An 18,782-nucleotide genomic window follows, 5' to 3' on the forward strand; every position below is an offset into this window, starting at 1 on the left:
CAATGCTAACGATGCCCTGAATCCGAACGACCATGGTCAAGGAATGGCGATCCCTCAGAGGGCACGCCTCCGCTCGTTGACGGGCGAGTGATCCTCGCGACTTCGCACACTCCCCAAGTAATGAGTGTCGCGACGAGTGCAGCAACGCCGCCCGCCATCAGAGCCAATCCTCCAAAAACCTTCACGCCGACATCGTCGCCAAACAGAGGCTGTTGCGGCTTGTCTGGGCTCACCGGCCAAAGGAAATGAACAAGGACCCCCGCAAGGATGATGGCAACCGACGCACTACCGGCACAGATTGCAAAATACCAGCTGACGAAACGAGCGCGGCGAGATATCCATAACACGCCCCAGACCACGATGACCGCGAAAGCGGGGACCACCACGGTCGCGAGGAGGACAATGATCGGCCCGACGCCGGAGTAGTTCACCACGGTGTCATTGTTGCAAGCTCGCCTGGATCCGATTTGGAGATAGTCGCGATAGCGGATCCCTCACCGGGCACTAGGACGGATTCTGGACCTGACGCGGATGCTCGCCACGGCCTGTGGACTTGATCGACAGATGGCGGTGTTCTGTGATCGCTCGCTGGCGTTAATTGCCTACGACGAGAATGCTGGGTGCGGCTTCGAGGGCGTCGTCGTTCCTGGTATAGCCACACGGGCGCGCTCTCGCGGCCGATGACGACTTGCTGGCGACGGTAGAGAGTGGCTCGGCTCCATCCGACGAGCCCCACTGCGTCTTGGACCGCGGGCTTCTTCGCTTGAGCTTCGGTTAAAACCTGGTGCCTATTGGCGTGATGATCGCTCTCGTGGCCTTCGGAAGAATGACCCTTCGTCGGGGGTCGACTCGGACTCAGCGCACCATCAAGAGCACGTCGCGAACGAGTAGCCGTGCATAATCCTCGTCGACAGGAAGGGCGAAGACGACATGGTGATAGAGCGGCGCGACGATGTGGTCAAGGATCTGCCCGACGGTCGGCGCTTCTTGTCCACGCCCTGATGCCCGACGCACCATCTCCGCCGCCTGTTCGCGCCGCCGCTCCATCACAGAGCAACTCGAGACGATCTCATCGCGCGCTGCCACCATCGCTCGCAGATACCGTGTGCGGTGTGGCCGCGTGATGTCCTCGGTGATGATGAGTGCCCACTCCGTGAGATCCGTCTCGAGGGCGCCTGTGTCGGGAATCGGGTCACCCTCTCGCGTCAGCGCCGCTACGGCGACCTCTTCGAGCAGAGCGTCGACGTCGTCCCATCGGCGATACAGCGTGGTCGGGTTGACTCCTGCGCGCTCGGCGATGAGCGAAAAGGTGATCCTTTCTGTTCCTTCACCGACGAGCTCGCCGACGGCGGTGTAGATCGCGTTCAGAACTCTTGCACTCCGGCCACCGGGCCGAGTCGACGCTGCAACAGATGACATGATCAGATTATCGCAATAAAATTTGCTTTAACCAACACAGGCGCTTATGTTTACTAAAGCAAATATAATTGCTTTACGACGGAGGTATCGTGCTCTCTCGCCCCATCTCATTTGCGCTCGCTGGCCTCGCCGGTGCGGCGACGATGACCGCCGCGTCGGCTCCGTCTCCGCTCTACCCCATCTACCAACGGCTCTGGGGCTTCTCATCGTTCATATTGACGGTCATCTTCGCGGCCTACGTCGTCGCGTTGCTCCTCGCTCTACTCACGGTCGGTTCGCTGAGCGACCGGATCGGGCGCCGCCCCGTGGCGTCGGCCTCTCTTGTTCTGCTGACCCTCGGCATGGTTCTCTTCGCAACGGCCGACAGTACGGGCGCTCTGGTAGCGGCGCGACTCGTGCAGGGGTTCGCGGTCGGTGCCGCCACCGGTACCTTCACGGCGATGATCATCGACAAAGCGCCGAGCGCCCGCTCCGGTTCGCTTGTCAGCAGCGCGGTCCCGTCATTGGGAATCGCGTTCGGAGCCGTGCTCGCCGGCGCGCTGGTCGAATTCGCGCCCTTCCCTCGACAGCTGGTGTTCTGGATCCTGGCTGTCAGCTATCTGGTCATCGCCGCTCTCGTCTGGCTGGTTCCAGAACGCGTCCGGCCAGCCAGCCCCACAGCCCGCTCGATCTGGCGGTCGCTCCTGCCGAGCATCGGGCTTCCTCCCGCCACAAGAAGCATCTTCCTCGCCCTTGTCCCATCGATCGCCGCGACCTGGGCCCTAGGCGGCCTTTACCTGTCACTCGGGTCGTCGATCCTCGGCACCGTACTCGGCGTTCAGAGCCACTTCACCATCGGCCTCGTGCTCGGGGTCTTCTTCATCGCCGGTACGGTCGGCACAGCTATCTCGGCATTTCTCCCCCCGCGCCTGGGCACGCAGTTCGGCTACGGAACACTGGTTCTCGGGGTGCTGATCACGATCGCGGCACTCGTCATGGCCGGTACGCCGCTGTATGTCGTCGGTTCGGCGATCGCGGGTCTCGGTTTCGGTGCGACCTTCCGCCTCGCCGTCGGCGCGCTGGGTGAGGCAGCTCCGGATGCCGAGCGTGGACAAGTCTTCTCGACGATGTACATCGTCAGCTATATCGCTTTCAGTGTCCCGGCGCTGGTGGCGGGCCTCGCCGTCGAGCGCTTCGGTCTCGAACCCACCGCGGTCGTGTACGGGGCGCTGGACGTCGCTCTGGTTGTGATCGCGATCGTGGCTGGTCTCGTCAGAGCCCGTCGTCAGGCAGCGGGGGTTCCGGATGGCGCCAGCGCCTCCCCGCCACAGCCCGTTTCGCGCTAACCGATCAGTGGTTCACCAAGCCACGCCACACGACGCACATGCACGCAAGATGCTCGGCCAAAGTACGCCTCGACCTTCGCCACATCGCAGCGCCTGCACAGTTATTGGGATGCCCGCCAGGTGCCTCTCTGCGACACGACCTAGAGTCTCGTATCCCATGGCTTTCGAGACACTCGGGTTGTGAGACACCGAATGGGGCTCGAGCAAAGGCGTTTGAGGATGCCCACAGTATTTCGGTCGCTTCAACGAAACGGGTACGCCTTGCTCGGTCTGTTTAGAAGAGCAAAGACGTACGGCCAGAGATCGCATAATCGCATCCATTGCAGCACAGGGCGAGGAAGGTCAAGATGTCACGCTCGATTCCATGGAGGCGACGGAATCTCGCTAGCCGGCTCGGGCCAGCCGATCGCCAGAACACACAACCCCACGACCACGGTGACGCTGAGGGCGGCCAATCCCACCGCTGTCGCGCGAGCCGACCCGGACTGCCGCAGAGCCCCGCGACGAAAGACGCCCACAGAAAGTCCCAAAAGAACGAGCCAGGTCAGTAGCGCGGCGACCCCGAATGCGACACCGATCTGGCCTTCGCCCTCTTCCCAGTACCGCCGCTCGACGAAGCCCCCGGACCAACCGAGTCCAGCAAGCGAAAAAGAGGCTGCCGCCAATACCCCACTAAGGGTCGCCACCACCCACAACACCATCCCGCCGACCACGCGCATTCATGCAGACTATTGCGTCGACTCGGCCCACCGCCTTACCGACTGCCGTACCAGACACCAACTGGTGTTCCACACGCACCCAGATCAGATCAGATCAGATGCTCCTCATCCCATGCGTTTCGAGACCATCAGGTTTCGAGACAGCCGGGAGTTTCAATTTGAGCCGCGCCAAACCAATTCCGCGCGCAAAGCGAACGTTCAAGCTCTCCGACGGCGCGAATCACTCGTACTTACTTGAACGCTTGCGAGGGCGGCAGCCCGAGAATTTCTCGCGCTCCATTTATTGCGCCGATCGCGTTGCCGAGGACATTCGGTTCGAAGTCCAATTGGTCGAGGGTCAACGTCGCTCCGTCAATATTTTTGGTGGCCGCCCAAGCGACCGGAAAGCCCGGCTCGTTGCCGACGCCTTCCACGATTGCCCTAGCGATTCGATCTACAACGCTGGCGAGTAATAGTTCGTTCTCAACCAGCAGTATTGCAAGAACCCTTGATGAAGCTGCATATGCGCCGCGGAAGACCGCCATGACGTCGACAATCTCTGCGGGTCCCCACAGGGCCGCGGCGGCATCCCACCTCTTCTCGCCGCGATGTTCAGCAAACAACTGAGAGAGGTTGATGGTCCAACAACTCCCGCTTTCGGACGTTGAGAACACAAAGTGACTAGTTGCACCCGCGCCGTGTTGAGAACTGTTGCGAAGCTCCCAAACAGTCCTGTAATCGGCATTGTCCTCGTAGAACTTAGCGAATATCCCCTTTGCTCTCAGCGCGTGATCGAGGACATGCTGTCCGGCGAGAGCTTCAACACGAGATCGAAAGGAAGTAATCTCCCCCAGATAGGCGTCCACAACGGAAGCGATTCGATAGCTGAAGCGCTCGTCGCGAAGTGAATGCGGGTTCGCGTGCATCTCCACTTCGATCTGGACAACAGCGTTGAGCTTGTCAACGAGTGCACCGATAAGGCGATGGCCGCTCAGGCTCCTCAGAAGTGCCATGTCCGCAGAAAGTCCGCCGAACTCTTCTTGGGTCAGATCCCTGACGGCGGCGAGTTTGATCTCGGGTTGACCTAGCGCGACTTTCCGAATGGCCCCGAGCGACCACGTGGTGTTCGTCATATACAGAGATTAGATGCACCCGCGAAGCTGGCAGCAGGAGAATCGTGGTCGAGCCCAGCCAAGGTGACCTTCAGTGCTCCCGACGATTCCCCAACAAATCGACCCGCGATCCTGACATTCGCGTGATCTCATATCCCTAGGGATAAGAGACGTCGCATCCGCCTCACCACAGCAATGGCGCGAAAATTGCAGCTTTCGAGGCAGTTCCTGCTCCCTGCCGCTACGCCGCGATTCTCATAACTATGTCTCGAAAGTCCATCGCTGATGTCTGGTACTAGACATCAGTTATGAGACAGCCCTCAAGTCAGCTCCGAAGTCGACTCAGCTCCTAACGAGGAACTCTGCCTCGACCTCGCACAGCCGCCTGTCGAGCGCCTCACGTATCGCCGGGTGCTGCACGAAACCGGGGCCGTCATCGATGATCAGCGAGGCCGCTATACGCGCGTCGACGATGAGGTCGCCGTCGGTGGTGACCCGAAGCAAGCGCAGGCTCGACTTGCCACCCGACTGGTTGCGACCCAGCACGTTGCCCTCGCGGCGCAGCTCGAGGTCGACCCGACCGAGACACGCGCCCCCTCGCACTCGCGATGGCCATGACAATGACGCCCCTTCTCCGTTCAGCACTGTCTACGGCGCCGACGCCTCAGATGCACCGAGTTCGACCGCCAGCTCCATCGAGCGCAGACGTGCTGGAGAGAAGTCATAGGGCATGCTCCGGATGATCTCCGCCGCGTTCTTCGCACGAGAGCCTCCTGTCACGTGGGACGCCGGCTCGGCGTTCTCAATCGGGTGCAGCTCGTCCCAGGTGTCGAAGAGAGCATCGTCCTCCTTCGCCTGGCCGGACTCCTCGATGACACGCATCAGCGAGGTCTCGAACGCGTGCCGCTCGGCTGCCACCTCGGCCACCCGGGGACTGTCGACGGCGACCGTGTCGTCCAAGGCTTCCTCGGTGGCATCGACGCGGTCGGACTCCGCTCGCAGTGCCGGATCGCGGGCGATGGCGAGGAAGCGGCCGGCCTGAACGGCAGCGCCGAGTGGACCGAAGATCCGCTCGGTGACCAGCAGCGCGTCGAGGTCGTCTTGGCGCAGCGAGCCCTCAGGTGCGTGCTCGAGGCGGCCGGAAACGAGATCGTCGAGCAATCCCAGGCGACTACCTAGTGCTCGCATCCGTTGTACAGAAGCGCGCTTGCGCTGCAGCTCGGCTTCCTGCTCGGCGAGAGCGTCCTCCAATCGCTCAAGTACGCCCGCGACCTCGTCCTCGTCGTCAGCAGCCCTCGGCGCGGCGCCGTCGAAAGCGTCGCGGATGTCGTCGAGCGCGATCCCGGCGTCGGCCATGCGGCGGATCCAGAGCAGGCGGATGATCTCCTCGTAGCCGTAGCGACGGCGGCCGTCGCCGCCCCGCTCCCGCTCGGGCAACAGGCCGACCTGGTGGTAGTGGCGGATCGTACGCGGGGTGACGCCGACGAACGCCGCGGCGTCGCCGATGAGAACCTGTCGAGGCGGCGTAGGGAACGGGGGCATTGCGGACCTCTCGGAGTGGGACGGGGACATGCTTCCAGCAGATCACATGACGCTGCGGCAGGTGCAACTCGGCTGACGCTCAAGAGGACCCCGTCTGCGCAAGACAGATGTCATCCGCGGAGCGCGCGTACGCGGTCTCGATAGGGCGGGGCGTTTCGGCAGACTGGTAACCATGAACCGCACGCTTCACATCAATGGCCTCGCGAACGTGCGCGATCTCGGGGGTCTAGACCGCGAGGATGGAACCATGTCGCCCGAGGGTGTCTTCGTGCGGTCGGAACGGCTGGACCGGATCGATCCTGAGGGGTGGCGGGCGCTTATCGCATACGGAGTGCGCACTGTCATCGATCTTCGTAGGCCAGACGAACGCACGGGCCAGATCCCTGCTTCGATCAAGCACGTTCATGTAGACCTCGACGGTGACGACGAGACCGTTTTCTGGGCAGAGTACGAAGCAGACGGACGGTGGGGCACTCCGCTCTACTATCTCGCCCACCTCCAATCCCTTCCACACCGGCTTGCGCTCGTGCTGGACGCGATCGCCGCCGCTGATGAAGGAACGATTCTCTTTCACTGTTCGGCGGGATGGGACCGTACCGGGCTCGTCGCCGCGGTCCTGTTGCGCGCTCTTGATGTCACCGAAGACGCTGCCGTAGTGGACTACCTGGGCTCTTTCGCGAACGCTGACACCATGACGGCCCTACACGAGCGCTCGTTTGAGGTCGAAGAACGCCAACAGGTCTTCCGTCGCTTTGGACACACCCCAGAGTCGGCGTTCCGCGACATGTATGCAAACCTGGACCTTGATTCGTGGTTCAGTACATCGAACGTCACAGCCTCGACGCGGGTGGCCATCGAGACGTGGCGTGGAGCTGCCCCTGAACTGGGATCATCGAACCGTGAGCGAATTCTCGATTGAGCGAAAGACTCTGGCCTCCTACGAACTCCCCGGGGCTCCGAGCTTCGCCGCCGTCGAAGTACAACGCATCACGATCGCGGCTAACATCCACCCCGGAGCACACTGGCACAACGGGCCCGTCTTCGGGGTCATAGAGGCTGGATCGGTGTTCTTCACAGCGGGAGCCGAGTCCGAACGCGTGCTTCGAGCGGGCGATACTTTCTACGAGCCAGGCAACGAGACGATCACCCGCTTCGATGCAACAGATGAGGGCGTCACCTTCCTCACCTGGCTCCCCTTAGCGGCCGGAATCAGACCAGAGGTCACGATGGGCGAGTTGCCAAGCTGAGAGGTTCCAGCCGCGGGTCGTTTGGCCGAACGTCTCCGCACCCGAGATCGCTGATCTCGCACTCTCAGCTCTTGACGAGGAACTCCGCCTCGACCTCGCGCAGCCGCCTGTCGAGCGCCTCGCGAATGGCCGGGTGCTGCACGAATCCGGGGTCGTCGTCGATGATCAGCGACGCAGCCATGCGCGCGTCGACGATGAGGTCGCCGTCGGTGGTGACTCGCAGCAGGCGCAGGCTCGACTTGCCACCCGACTGGTTGCGGCCCAGCACGTTGCCCTCGCGGCGCAGCTCGAGGTCGACCTGGGCGAGCTCGAAGCCGTCGAGCGTGGATGCGACGGCGTCGACCCGTTGTCGGGCGATGCTCTCGAGCTCGGCGTTCGTGACGAGGAGGCACAGCCCGGGCACTCCCCCGCGCCCGACGCGACCCCGCAGCTGATGCAGTTGCGAGACGCCGAAGCGCTCGGCATCCATCACGACCATCGTCGAGGCGTTCGGCACGTCGACGCCGACCTCGATGACCGTGGTCGCCACGATGATGTCGAGCGAGCCGTCGGCGAACGCGCGCATCACCGCCTCTTTCTCGTCGCTCGGCATGCGGCCGTGCAGCGGGGCGACTCTGGCGCCCGCGAGCGCCGGGTTGGCCCTGACGAGCGCCGTAATGGCCTCGACGGATGCGACGGGCCGGGCCGGGCCCGCGGCCTCGGCCGGTTCGTCGACAGGCTCGTCGCCTGCCGGATCTTCGCTGGCTGCCGCATCGATAGCCGGACACACGACGAACGCCTGACGCCCGAGCGCGAGTTCTTCGGCCATGCGGGTCCAGATGCGGGAGCTCCATGTGGGCTTCTCGGCCAGAGGAACGACGAACGTCTCGATTCCCTGACGCCCGGCCGGAAGCTCGGCGATGGTCGAGACATCGAGGTCGCCGAAGACGGTCATGGCCACGGTGCGGGGAATGGGAGTGGCCGTGAGCACCAGCACGTGAGGCGGGGTGGCTCCCTTGCGGCGCAGATCGTCGCGCTGGTCGACGCCGAAGCGGTGCTGCTCGTCGACGACGACGAGACCCAGATCGTAGAAGGTGACCTTGTCGCCGAGAAGCGCGTGCGTGCCCACCACGATGCGGGCCTGACCCGAGACCATACGCAACAACGCCTTGCGCCGATCGGCCGTGGGCATCTGACCGGTGTGCAGCGTGGGCACGAGTTCTGCGGCGAGGTCGGGGCCGAGCGCGCGCACGATCGAGCGCAGGTGCTGCGACGCCAGAACCTCGGTCGGCGCGAGCAGTGCCGACTGGCCGCCCGAATCGGCGGTGGCGAGCATGGCCCTGAGAGCCACGATGGTCTTGCCAGAACCCACCTCGCCCTGCACGAGCCTGTTCATGGGTTCGTTGCGCGCCATGTCGTCGGCGATCTCGCGGCCCACCAGCTGCTGGTCGCCGGTGAGGGTGAAAGCCAGCTGCCTGTCGAAGCGTTCGAGGAAGCCCCCGGGCTTCGGTACCCGCGGAACGGCCTCGTGCTCGTGAGCGAGGCGGCGCTGCTCGAGCAGAGCAGCCTGAAGAACGAAGGCCTCGTGAAAGCGCAGCGCGTCGCGAGCGCGCTGCCAGTCGGAGGACTTGGTGGGCCGGTGGATGAGCTCGAGCGCCTGTCGGTACGAGAGCAGACCCCGTTCGTCGGCGACGTCGGCGGGCACAGGATCGGGAACGGCACCCAGCCCGTCGAGGATGAGCGCCACCGTACTTGCGATCTGCCAGCTGGAGATGCTCGCACTCGCGGGGTAGATAGGGATCGGCTGCTCGAGCCACTTCGACGTGGCGGCGGCACCGTCTTTGAGCTGGATGTCGTCGAACATCTCGTAGTCGGGGTGCGCGAGCTGCAGGGCACCCCGGTAGTCGGACACCTTGCCCGTGAAGATGCCGCGAGCGCCGACGGGCAGCTGGGCCTCGCGCCACGCCTGATTGAAGAAGGTGAGCGTCAGGAACCCCTGGCCGTCGGAGATGCTGACCTCGAGGATAGATCCGTGACGTGACTTCATGGTGCGCTTCTTGACCGTGCGCACCTCGGCCACGATCGTGACGTTCTCGCCCAGGGGCAGCTGGTCGAGCGCCGTGAGCTCGCCGCGCTTCACGTAGCGGCGCGGGTAGTGACTCAGCAGATCGCCGACGGTGACGATGCCGAGTGACTTGGCGAGCGGGGTGGCCGTCTTGCCGCCGAGACTGCCGGAGGTGAGCTTGGCGTCGAGGATGCTGCCGCCGTGCGGCGAGACAGGATCCGGCGCGGTCATATGGCGATTCTAAGTGCGACCGCCGACACGGATAACATGCAGGCATGATCCGTTCGTGCGTCTTCGTTCGCTGTCGGGGCGTGTTCGCATGACCCGCATCATCGCCGGATACGCCGGTTCGAGACGCATCGCCGTTCCCCGCTCGGGCACTCGTCCCACCAGCGATCGCGTGCGCGAGGCCGTCTTCTCCGCGCTCGAGGCGCGCGACGTGCTCCCCGGATCGACCGTGCTCGACCTCTATGCAGGGTCGGGCGCGCTGGGGCTCGAGGCCGCCAGCCGCGGAGCCGCCACGGTCATCCTCGTGGAGAAGAATCCGGCGGCGGCCAAGATCTGCCGCGAGAACGCTCGCCTACTTCAGCAGGGCGCGCCCAAGCCGGCTCCCCGCATCGACGTGCAAGCGAGCTCGGTGTCGAGCTACCTCGGAGCGTCGCCAGACCGTGGCATCGTCGACATCGTCTTCATCGACCCGCCCTACGAGCTGGGCGACGACGAGCTCGCCCAGAACCTCGAGGCCCTCGCCGGCCAGCTCTCTCCCGACGCGGTCGTGGTCGTCGAGCGCAGCGCCCGCTCTCCCCAGCCGACGCTGCCCGAAGGCCTCGAGCTCGACCGCCGCAAGGACTACGGCGAGACGACGCTCTGGTGGATCTCGCCGGTCTGAGCCGCTAGCCCGCCGCGCCGTCCCAGTCGGCGTAGGGGTCCCATCCCCCGGAGCGTTCGTAGGCCGCGCCTCCGACGGTCACAGGGCGCTCGCCCCGAGGCCGAACGGTGCCGATAACCCGGAATCCCTCCGGAGCGCTCCCCGCCGGGAAGGTCGCGAGCAGCGCGTGGTCCTCTCCCCCGGCGAGTACGAAGTCTCGTGCTCGGCGCCCGACGACGGGGTCGATCGCCATGAGCACGGCGGCGGCCCCGTCGATCGCAGCGGCGTGCAGCTCGATGGTCACGCCGCTCGCATCTGCGATGCGCGACGCATCGAGCACGAGCCCGTCGGAGACATCCAGCATCGCCGTGGCCCCGGCGTCGGATGCGGCGACTCCCAGCCCGATCGGCGATCGAGGCGCGACCTGTTCGCGCACAAGCTCCGGATGCTCGTGGCGCACGACGCGCGCCCGTCTCGCGTCGGGTTCGCGCCCACCCTCGGCATCCGCGTCTGTGGAGCCGTCTCGATACAGCAGCCAGACCCCGGCGCCAGCGAGCCCGAGCGACCCGGCGACCGCGAGCTCGTCGCCGACCGCGGCGCCGGACCGCACGACCGGTTCGCGCCCCTCGAGGTCTCCGATCGCGGTCACGGTGATGGTCAGCGCTCCAGCCGTCGACAGATCTCCGCCGACGACTCCGCACCCCGGGGCGAGTTCGGCGCACGCGTCGCGCATGCCATCGGCGAACTGCTCGAGCACGGCCACAGGGGTCTCTGGCGGGGCGGCGAGAGCGACGAGCAGGGCGGTCGGAACGGCTCCCATGGCAGCCACATCGGCGAGGTTCGAGACGGCAGCCTTCCAGCCGAGTTCGTAGGGCGTCGACCAGGCGAGCCTGAAGTCGGGGCCCTGCACCATCATGTCGGTGGTCAGAACGGTGCGCCCATCCGGGGCAGAGACGACGGCAGCGTCGTCACCCGGTCCGAGAAGCTCGGCACGGGTTCGAGGCAGCCGGCGCACGATGCGGCGCAGCGTCTCCCGCTCGCCGAGCGCGGTCACGGTCTCGCCAGGAGCGGAGATCGGCAGAGCGGAGGAGGGCACGCCATCGGGCTGCGCGGAGGTTTCTGTCACCTCCAAACGGTAGCCTGTGGGTGATGTCACGACCACCTTTAGCTCGACGGTTCGCCGCCCGCACAGCCGCAGTTCTCGCCATGGGGTTCGTCGTCATCGGCCTGAGCGCGTGCGCACAGACCGTCTCACTCGAGCCGGCCGAGTCCGCAGCAGATCCCGCGTGCGCCGACATCATCGTGAGCCTGCCCGTGGTGCTGCCGAGCGACGCCGACAACCAAGACATCCGGCAGACCGATGCCCAGGCGACGGCGGCGTGGGGCTCGCCCGCGAGCATCCTGCTGCGTTGCGGTATTCCGCCTCAGGGGCCGACGACCCTCCCGTGCATCACGATCAACGGCATCGACTGGGTCGAAGACGATTCGAACAAGCCGAGCTACCGTTACGTGACCTACGGTCGCGTGCCCACGACCGAGGTCATCATCGATTCGAGCGTGGTCTCAGGAACCTCCACCCTCGTCGACCTGGGTCCCGTGATCTCCAAGATTCCTCAGACCAACAAGTGTCTCGGGGCCGAAGACACGTTGAACATTCCTACCGACGCTCCGTCGGCCGGCTGACCCTTCACAGACGAGAGCACCGCATGACCGTGATCGACAACGCCATCTACGTCGACGGCGTGCGCACCGACAATCCCGAGACTCTCGACGAGACCTTCGAACTGCTCACCGAGCGCCGCGGCTTCGCCTGGATCGACCTCGACCGCCCGAGCCCAGAAGAACTGCAGGCTGTCGCCGACGAGTTCGAGCTGCACCCCCTTGCCATCGAAGATGCCTTGGCGGGCCACCAGCGCGCGAAGCTCGAGCGCTACGGAGAAACCCAGTTCGTCGTTCTACGGCCCGCGCTCTACCGCGACGACATCGAGAAGGTGGAGTTCGGCGAGGTGCACCTGTTCGTGGGAAGCACGTTCGTGGTCACGGTCCGCCGTGCCGCCCGCCCCGACCTCAGCGCGGTTCGAAAACGCCTCGAGGCCTCGCCGGATCTTCTCGCTCGAGGACCGCAGGCCGTGCTGTACGCCGTTCTCGACCGCGTCGTCGACGATTACGCCCCGGTGGCCGCCGGGCTCGAGAACGACATCGACGAGATCGAAGACGAGCTCTTCGAAGGAGGCGCAACGGAGCTTTCCCGGCGCATCTACGAGCTCTCTCGCGAGGTCATGATGTTCCAGCGGGCGACTCATCCGCTGCTCGATGTCGTCGGCGAACTCAAGCAACACGTCGGCGATCACGCCGTCGACATCGAGGTGGCACGCGGTTTTCGCGACGTGCTCGATCACACCCATCGCATCGTCGATCGGGTCGATGCATACCGAGCGCTGCTCGAGAACGCCCTCACGACTCACCTCACCCTCGTGGGTCAAGACCAGAACGATCAGGTCAAGAAGATCTCGTCATGGGCCGCGATCCTGTTCGCCCCGACTCTAGTCGGAACCATCTACGGAATGAACTTCGACAACATGCCCGAGCTGCACTGGACCTTCGGCTACCCGCTCGCCGTCCTGGCCATGATCGCCATGGGCGGGGTCCTCTACAGCGTCTTCCGCCGCAAGGGATGGCTCTGACAAGCGCCCCGAAGCGCAGCGGGCTAGACGATATAGTGAAGCGATTCCGTTGAACTCTGAAGGCTCCGCCCCCGTTGTGAGGACATGATGACCGACGCCGCTCCCCTGCAGGCCCCTTCCGACAGCGTTCTCACGCTGACCGCCCCCGAGCCCGTAGCGCCGGTCGCGGCCACGTCGGCTCCCGCAATGGCACCGAAAGTAGATCCCGCGGCGTTGCCCGGACTCGATGCCAAGGTCGACACCTACCTCGACACGCTCGTCACCACCGACACCCGCTCTCCCGCCTTCGCGGCCAAGGCCAACGATGTGCGCACCATGGGCGACGTCGATATCCGCCGGGCGGCAGACTCGTCGAACAGGCTCCTCGCCACCCCCGTCAAGGCGCTCCAATCGGGTGGCCTCTCCGAGAGCTCGAAGATCGGTTCCACGCTTCTCGAGCTGCGACGCACGGTCGAAGATCTCGACCCCAGCGAGCAGAGCATCGAGCGCAAGATCCTGGGCTTCATTCCCTTCGGTCGCAAGATCGCCGACTACTTCCGCAAGTACGAGAGCGCCCAGTCGCACCTCAACGCGATCATCAAGGCGCTCTACGACGGCCAAGACGAACTGCGCAAAGACAACGCCGCGCTGAACCTCGAGAAGCAGCATCTCTGGGAGACCATGCAGCGGCTCAACGAGTACATCTACGTGGCAGAGCGCCTCGATGTGAAGCTCTCGGCCAAGATCGCCGAGTTCGACACGACCGACCCCGACAAGGCGAAGGCCCTGCGCGAAGACGTGCTCTTCTACGTGCGCCAGAAGCACCAAGACCTGCTCACCCAGCTGGCCGTCTCGATCCAGGGCTACCTGGCGATCGACGTGATCATCAAGAACAACCTCGAACTCATCAAGGGCGTCGACCGGGCGACCACGACGACCGTCTCGGCGCTGCGCACGGCCGTGATCGTGGCGCAGGCCCTGGCCAATCAGAAGCTCGTGCTCGATCAGATCACGGCGCTGAACACCACCACGTCGAACATGATCGAGGCGACCTCGAAGATGTTGGCCGACCAGTCCGCGTCGATCCAGTCTCAGGCGGCCTCGGCCACTGTCGGTCTGCCCCAGCTGCAGGCCGCCTTCGCCAACATCTACGCGACCATGGATTCGATCTCCGAGTTCAAGGTGCAAGCGCTCGACAGCATGGCTCAGACCATCGGCGTTCTCGAGACCGAGACCGAGAAGGCCAAGCCCTACATCGAGCGCGCTCGTCGCAGCGAAACGACCGAGGTCGCAAGCACGCTCGACCTCGACAAGCGCTGAGTCGACGGGTCGAGCACGTCAAGCAATGGGCTTCTGGCAGAACCTTCGCGACTCGGTGACGGGGCGGTCTGCTGAGCGCGAATACGAGTTCGAACTGCCGCCTGCTCCGACCAGCGCAGACATCCTGTCGTCGATCGCCGATGTTCAGGCCGACACGACGGGCAAAGTCCCGCCCATCGTGACCGCCCGTATCAACCGCATCGCGAACACGGTGGCCGTGATGGTTCCGCGGCTCGATCAGCTCGGAGGCGGCAGCGCCCAGGCGCACACCGTCGTCTCGACCGCCACGAGTTACCTGCCCGAAGCCGTCGGAGGCTATCTTCGACTCCCCCGAGATTTCGCCGATCGACGAGCCGTCTATAAAGGCAAGACCTCGCTCATGCTCCTCTGCGATCAGCTCGATCTGCTGGGTGCGACACTCGACAAGATCTCGGATGCCGTGTCTCGCGCCGACGCCGCGGCTCTCGTCGCGCACGGCCAATTCCTCGCCGAGAAGTTCCAGCCCTCATCGAGCCTGACTCTCCCGTCCGAACCCCTGAGCTGAGCGAAGACACCATGACACCCTCTGATTCGCACGAACTGCGCCAGGCTCTCGACGCCCTGGTCGCCGCGGCAGAAACCGCCGGCATCGACTCCGCCGCCGCTCGAGACGAGGGTGTGCGCATCGCCGCAGCCGTCGCCGAGTCCGCGATCGGCGCATCCGGCGAGTGGGTCGACCAGACCGGCGCTCGCAGCACCGACGAGTTCTTCGAAGCCGCGTCGAGCGCGAGACGCTGGCGCGCATCGCCCACCGATCTCCTGAGCGCTCTCGCCACCGACTCCCCCCAGCACGCCGGCGCATACGCGAAGGCTCTCACCGGTGTCGTCGCGGCGGCGAGCGAACTGGGCGAGCCCTCGATCGGCGTGCTCGGGGCGGCGTCTGCCACGGCTGCCGCGCAACTGGCAGGGGCCCGCCAGGCTCCGTCGATCACTCCGCTCTCGCGCACCGAGGCCACACTGTTCCCCTCGACCACGCTGTCATCGGGGTTTCCTGCGGGCCAGCCGTTCAGCGCCGACCAGTTCGACGCTCGGCAGCCCGACTTCGCTCGTCCCGGCGACGCGACCATGGCCGAACTCGCCCGCCGGGCCGGCCTCACTCCGACGGCGCCAGAACCGGTGGCCCCGACCGCAGCTCAGCCGGCTCCCGCTGACGCGCCCGTCACCGCTGAAGAAGAGAAGCCGAAGAAGACCGTCGAAGAACTGCTCGCCGAGCTCGACAGCCTGATCGGGCTCGATCGGGTGAAGAGGGAGATCCACCGGCAGACCCAGCTGCTGCGCATCGACCAGCTGCGAACGGCCGCGGGCCTCACAACCCCGACCCTCACGAGGCACCTCGTGTTTCTCGGCAACCCGGGCACGGGCAAGACCACGGTCGCCCGACTCGTAGCGGGCATCTACGCGGCCCTCGGCATCCTGTCGAAGGGTCACCTCGTCGAGGTCGACCGTTCGGAACTGGTGGGCGGCTACCTCGGGCAGACGGCGACCAAGACCTCCGAGGTCGTCGCCGGAGCCATCGGCGGAGTTCTGTTCATCGACGAGGCCTATGGGCTGGCACTCGACCAGTACGGCGCCGAAGCCATCACAACCATCGTCAAAGACATGGAGGACCACCGCGACGACCTCGTGGTGATCGTGGCCGGATATCCCGAGCCGATGCGCGGCTTCATGGAGACGAACCCCGGGCTCGCCAGCCGGTTCTCCACGTCAATCACCTTCCAGGACTACACCGACACCGAGCTGCGCGACATCTTCGTTCGCCTCGCCGAATCATCCGACTTCGAGCCGACCCCCGAGGCGCTCGAGCGGTTCGAACAGATCGTGTCGATCGAGCCGAGAGACGAGGGATTCGGCAATGGCCGCTACGCCCGAAACCTGCTCGACAAGGCGATCGCTCGGCACGCGTGGCGCCTGCGCGACGTCGCCGAGCCGACACTCGACGACCTGCGCCTGCTGCTCGCCGAAGACCTCAACGATTCCAACGACGGTGAGGCGCAAAACGCCGATGACGAGGCGATCGACGCGCCCATTCTCGTCGATGTGCCGCAGACTGAAGAGATGCGCGCGCTCGAGCAAGGCTCTGCTGATGCCGCGCCCACCGCCGATCCACCCTCAGACGATCCCGCAGAACCGACCACGTCGAAGGACACCGAATGAGCACGACCGCAGCCGCGCCCCCGCCGCCGGTACCGCAGGCAGCCCCGCAGCAGAACGCCCCGTCGACCACCGCTGTGCAGTCCCAGGGCGCTCCGGCAGCCGCCCCCGCGAAGAAGACGCGCTCCACGCCCGCCACCCTCCGTCTGCTCCTCGCCGTCTCCGTGCTCGCGAGCCTCGCGTTCGGCGCCGCGGGCTTTCAGACAGGATCGTCGCAGGCCGGCGCCACAGCCGACGCGAGTGCCGAGGCCGCCCAGCTGATCGGCATCCAGTCTGTGCGCAACGACCTCGTCCGCGCCGACGCGATCGCCGCCAACGCGTTCCTCGTCGGTGGGCTCGAACCCGCCGATCAGCGAGCCGAGTACGACACCGCGATCGACGATGCCACACGCGAGATCACCCGCCTGGCGGCTGACGACAAGGCCGGCGATACCGACTTCGCAAAGGTCAATGCCGAAGTCGCCATCTACACCGGCCTCATCGAGCAAGCACGCGCGAACAACCGACAGGGCTTCCCCGTCGGCGCCGCCTACCTCTCTCAGGCATCGGCTCTGCTGAACGACAGCACGTTGCCTCTGCTCGAGGCCCTTGTTCTCGCCAGCGCCGACAGAGCCGCGGGTAGTTTCAGCGCCTTGACCGTGTCGCTTGTCTGGCTCCTCATCGCACTCGCGGCCCTGATCGCACTGATCTGGGTGCACCTCTGGATCACCAGGCGCTCGCACCGCTACCTCAACTGGCCACTGCTCATCGCCGCCGTCGCCATGCTCCTCGTCGGCGTCGTCGGCGTGATCACTTTCTCGAACACCACGGGCGCGGCCATCGAGGCCAGACAGAACTCCTACGCGAAGACACTCGCCCTCTCGCAGGCGTACACCTCGGCCACCGAAGCCAAGTCTCTCGAGAGCTTCACGCTCATCAAGCGCGGCTCGGGGCAGACTCTCGAGGCTGATGTGCAGACAGCTATTGGCGATGCCAAGACACGTCTCGACTCGAACGGCAAGGACTACCTGATCGGCGACGATCTCCGCAACGGCTTCGACTCGTGGGTCGAGAAGCACAAAGAGATCCGCGAGCTCGACGACGCCGGCCGGTGGGACGACGCAGTCGCGAAAGCGATCGATCAGAAGTCAGGCAGCGCCAACGCCGCATTCACCGCGTTCAGCACCGCAACGCAAGACGACATCGCCTCGAGTGCCGCCACGACCACGGATGCGCTCGGCACGGGCGGCGCCCAGTCAGCACTCCTGGGCTGGCTCTTCCTTGTGGCCGGCCTCGCCGCCGCCGTGCTCTCCTGGCGCGGCGTCTCCCTTCGACTCAAGGAGTACCGATGAGCGCCATCCGTTCACGTACGTCGCGCATCGCACTCATCGCGACGCTGATCGGCACGCTGGCGCTCACCGCCTGCGCACCGCGCTCGGGCAGCGACGACCTCGGACTTATTCACACTCCGTCGCCCACCGAGAGCGCACCGAGCAGCCCGGCACCCGCCTCGACCTGCAAGAACGTCGAAGGCGAAGTGCAGCCGTCGTACTCACCGATCTCGCCCGACTCGATTCCGTCGGGCGGCGCGGTGGAAGCGATCAGACAGCAGGGTGTGCTCCGTGTCGGCGTTTCGGCTGACACTCTCCTGATGGGCGCCCGCAACCCGCTCACGGGCCAGATCGAAGGCTTCGACATCGACGTTCTCCACGAGATCTCGCGGGCCATCTTCGGCGATCCGAACAAGTTGCAGTTCAAGGTCATCACGTCGGCTCAGCGCCTCGACGTGCTGACTCCCGATGCCGATGGCAAGACGCAGGTCGACATCGTGGCCCGCACGATGACGATCAACTGCGCTCGTTGGGAGACCATCGCGTTCTCGACCGAGTACTACGAGGCCGGCCAGAAGGTCCTCGTCGGCAGCAGCTCCGAGGCGACCTCACTCGAGGGGCTCGCGGGCAAGAAGGTCTGCGCTCCGGCCAGCACGACTACCCTCACCAAGCTCCAGGACGACTACCCCAACGTCGAGGCCGTCTCGGCCGCGACGCACACCGAGTGCCTCGTGCTGTTCCAGCAGGGCAAGGTGGATGCCATCACCGGCGACGATACGATCCTCGCCGGATTCGCCGCCCAAGACCCCTATGCCAAGGTCGTCGGCGATCCGATCAGCGCGGAGCCCTACGGCCTGGGAATGCCGGCCGACAAGGTCGAGCTCGTGCGGTTCGTGAACGGTGTGCTCGACCGCATGCGCAGCGACGGCACCTGGACCAGCCTCTACACGAAGTGGCTGGGTGTGCTCGGCCCGGCGCCGGCTCCTCCCGCCCCCGTGTACGGGCGCGGCTAGGCGTTCCCTCACCCGCAACCACCCCCACACC

The 18,782-nt window shown here is 65.3% G+C and carries 19 protein-coding genes; 11 read left to right on the forward strand and 8 right to left on the reverse strand.

All coding sequences use genetic code 11. The annotated features are described in order from the left end of the window. Window positions 1-5 precede the first annotated feature (5 nt). Together B9Y86_RS17280 and B9Y86_RS01075 are read right to left on the reverse strand one after the other, a co-directional pair. Window positions 6-434, reverse strand: a complete 429-nt coding sequence (locus B9Y86_RS17280; protein ID WP_139824677.1) for a hypothetical protein — start codon at window positions 432-434, stop codon at window positions 6-8. Window positions 435-855: 421 nt separating this feature from the next. After that, on the reverse strand, window positions 856-1,419 hold the full coding sequence (locus B9Y86_RS01075) for a TetR/AcrR family transcriptional regulator (RefSeq protein WP_085482124.1): 564 nt from the start codon (window positions 1,417-1,419) through the stop codon (window positions 856-858). An 89-nt stretch (window positions 1,420-1,508) separates the two neighbouring features. Between B9Y86_RS01075 and B9Y86_RS01080 the strand changes: the two genes are divergently transcribed. Then, entirely contained in the window at window positions 1,509-2,744 is a 1,236-nt protein-coding gene (locus B9Y86_RS01080) for an MFS transporter (protein WP_217809152.1), read from the forward strand. 350 nt (window positions 2,745-3,094) lie between these two features. On the opposite strand, the gene B9Y86_RS01085 is transcribed toward B9Y86_RS01080, so the two are convergent. From B9Y86_RS01085 to B9Y86_RS01105, 4 genes are all read right to left on the reverse strand, one after another. Next, window positions 3,095-3,463 carry a hypothetical protein gene (locus B9Y86_RS01085; RefSeq protein WP_085482125.1) on the reverse strand — a complete coding sequence of 123 codons (369 nt, stop codon included), beginning with the start codon at window positions 3,461-3,463 and terminating at the stop codon, window positions 3,095-3,097. 230 nt (window positions 3,464-3,693) lie between these two features. Continuing rightward, window positions 3,694-4,575: a hypothetical protein gene (locus tag B9Y86_RS01090; protein WP_139824678.1), complete on the reverse strand. Its 882-nt coding sequence runs from the start codon at window positions 4,573-4,575 to the stop codon at window positions 3,694-3,696. A 321-nt stretch (window positions 4,576-4,896) separates the two neighbouring features. After that, entirely contained in the window at window positions 4,897-5,175 is a 279-nt protein-coding gene (locus tag B9Y86_RS01100; protein WP_139824679.1) for a hypothetical protein, read from the reverse strand. A 27-nt stretch (window positions 5,176-5,202) separates the two neighbouring features. After that, window positions 5,203-6,096: a helix-turn-helix domain-containing protein gene (locus tag B9Y86_RS01105; RefSeq protein ID WP_085482131.1), complete on the reverse strand. Its 894-nt coding sequence runs from the start codon at window positions 6,094-6,096 to the stop codon at window positions 5,203-5,205. 172 nt (window positions 6,097-6,268) lie between these two features. Between B9Y86_RS01105 and B9Y86_RS01110 the strand changes: the two genes are divergently transcribed. Then, window positions 6,269-7,015, forward strand: coding sequence for a tyrosine-protein phosphatase (locus B9Y86_RS01110; RefSeq protein WP_085482133.1), 747 nt, complete (start codon window positions 6,269-6,271; stop codon window positions 7,013-7,015). After that, window positions 6,996-7,343: a cupin domain-containing protein gene (locus B9Y86_RS01115; protein WP_085482135.1), complete on the forward strand. Its 348-nt coding sequence runs from the start codon at window positions 6,996-6,998 to the stop codon at window positions 7,341-7,343. The genes B9Y86_RS01110 and B9Y86_RS01115 overlap by 20 nt, the downstream gene beginning before the upstream one ends. A 64-nt stretch (window positions 7,344-7,407) precedes the next feature. Here B9Y86_RS01115 and B9Y86_RS01120 read toward each other — a convergent pair whose 3' ends face one another. Then, window positions 7,408-9,618, reverse strand: coding sequence for an ATP-dependent DNA helicase RecG (locus B9Y86_RS01120; RefSeq protein WP_085482137.1), 2,211 nt, complete (start codon window positions 9,616-9,618; stop codon window positions 7,408-7,410). An 88-nt stretch (window positions 9,619-9,706) separates the two neighbouring features. Here B9Y86_RS01120 and rsmD point away from each other — a divergent pair, with 88 nt between their 5' ends. Then, a complete protein-coding gene (gene rsmD, locus B9Y86_RS01125; RefSeq protein WP_085483659.1) occupies window positions 9,707-10,276 on the forward strand; it encodes a 16S rRNA (guanine(966)-N(2))-methyltransferase RsmD in 570 nt (189 codons plus the stop codon). Between the two features lie 4 nt (window positions 10,277-10,280). Here rsmD and B9Y86_RS01130 read toward each other — a convergent pair whose 3' ends face one another. After that, window positions 10,281-11,351, reverse strand: a complete 1,071-nt coding sequence (locus B9Y86_RS01130) for a thiamine-phosphate kinase (protein WP_425319463.1) — start codon at window positions 11,349-11,351, stop codon at window positions 10,281-10,283. A 53-nt stretch (window positions 11,352-11,404) separates the two neighbouring features. Between B9Y86_RS01130 and B9Y86_RS01135 the strand changes: the two genes are divergently transcribed. From B9Y86_RS01135 to B9Y86_RS01165, 7 genes are all read left to right on the forward strand, one after another. Beyond that, a complete protein-coding gene (locus tag B9Y86_RS01135; RefSeq protein ID WP_085482139.1) occupies window positions 11,405-11,938 on the forward strand; it encodes a DUF3515 family protein in 534 nt (177 codons plus the stop codon). Between the two features lie 23 nt (window positions 11,939-11,961). Further along, on the forward strand, window positions 11,962-12,939 hold the full coding sequence (gene corA / locus B9Y86_RS01140) for a magnesium/cobalt transporter CorA (RefSeq protein WP_085482141.1): 978 nt from the start codon (window positions 11,962-11,964) through the stop codon (window positions 12,937-12,939). A gap of 87 nt (window positions 12,940-13,026) precedes the next feature. After that, window positions 13,027-14,238, forward strand: a complete 1,212-nt coding sequence (locus tag B9Y86_RS01145; RefSeq protein WP_085483663.1) for a toxic anion resistance protein — start codon at window positions 13,027-13,029, stop codon at window positions 14,236-14,238. A gap of 25 nt (window positions 14,239-14,263) precedes the next feature. Further along, the gene (locus B9Y86_RS01150; RefSeq protein WP_085482143.1) at window positions 14,264-14,782 is read left to right on the forward strand and encodes a hypothetical protein; all 519 of its coding nucleotides are present in this window, start codon (window positions 14,264-14,266) and stop codon (window positions 14,780-14,782) included. Between the two features lie 11 nt (window positions 14,783-14,793). Further along, the gene (locus tag B9Y86_RS01155) at window positions 14,794-16,431 is read left to right on the forward strand and encodes an AAA family ATPase (RefSeq protein WP_085482145.1); all 1,638 of its coding nucleotides are present in this window, start codon (window positions 14,794-14,796) and stop codon (window positions 16,429-16,431) included. Further along, window positions 16,428-17,759: a hypothetical protein gene (locus B9Y86_RS17450; RefSeq protein WP_176223214.1), complete on the forward strand. Its 1,332-nt coding sequence runs from the start codon at window positions 16,428-16,430 to the stop codon at window positions 17,757-17,759. Before B9Y86_RS01155 ends, B9Y86_RS17450 begins: the two co-directional genes overlap by 4 nt. Further along, entirely contained in the window at window positions 17,756-18,751 is a 996-nt protein-coding gene (locus tag B9Y86_RS01165) for a glutamate ABC transporter substrate-binding protein (protein WP_085482147.1), read from the forward strand. Before B9Y86_RS17450 ends, B9Y86_RS01165 begins: the two co-directional genes overlap by 4 nt. Window positions 18,752-18,782 lie beyond the last annotated feature (31 nt).

Source organism: Agreia pratensis, from assembly GCF_900177685.1.
Taxonomy (GTDB): domain Bacteria; phylum Actinomycetota; class Actinomycetes; order Actinomycetales; family Microbacteriaceae; genus Agreia; species Agreia pratensis.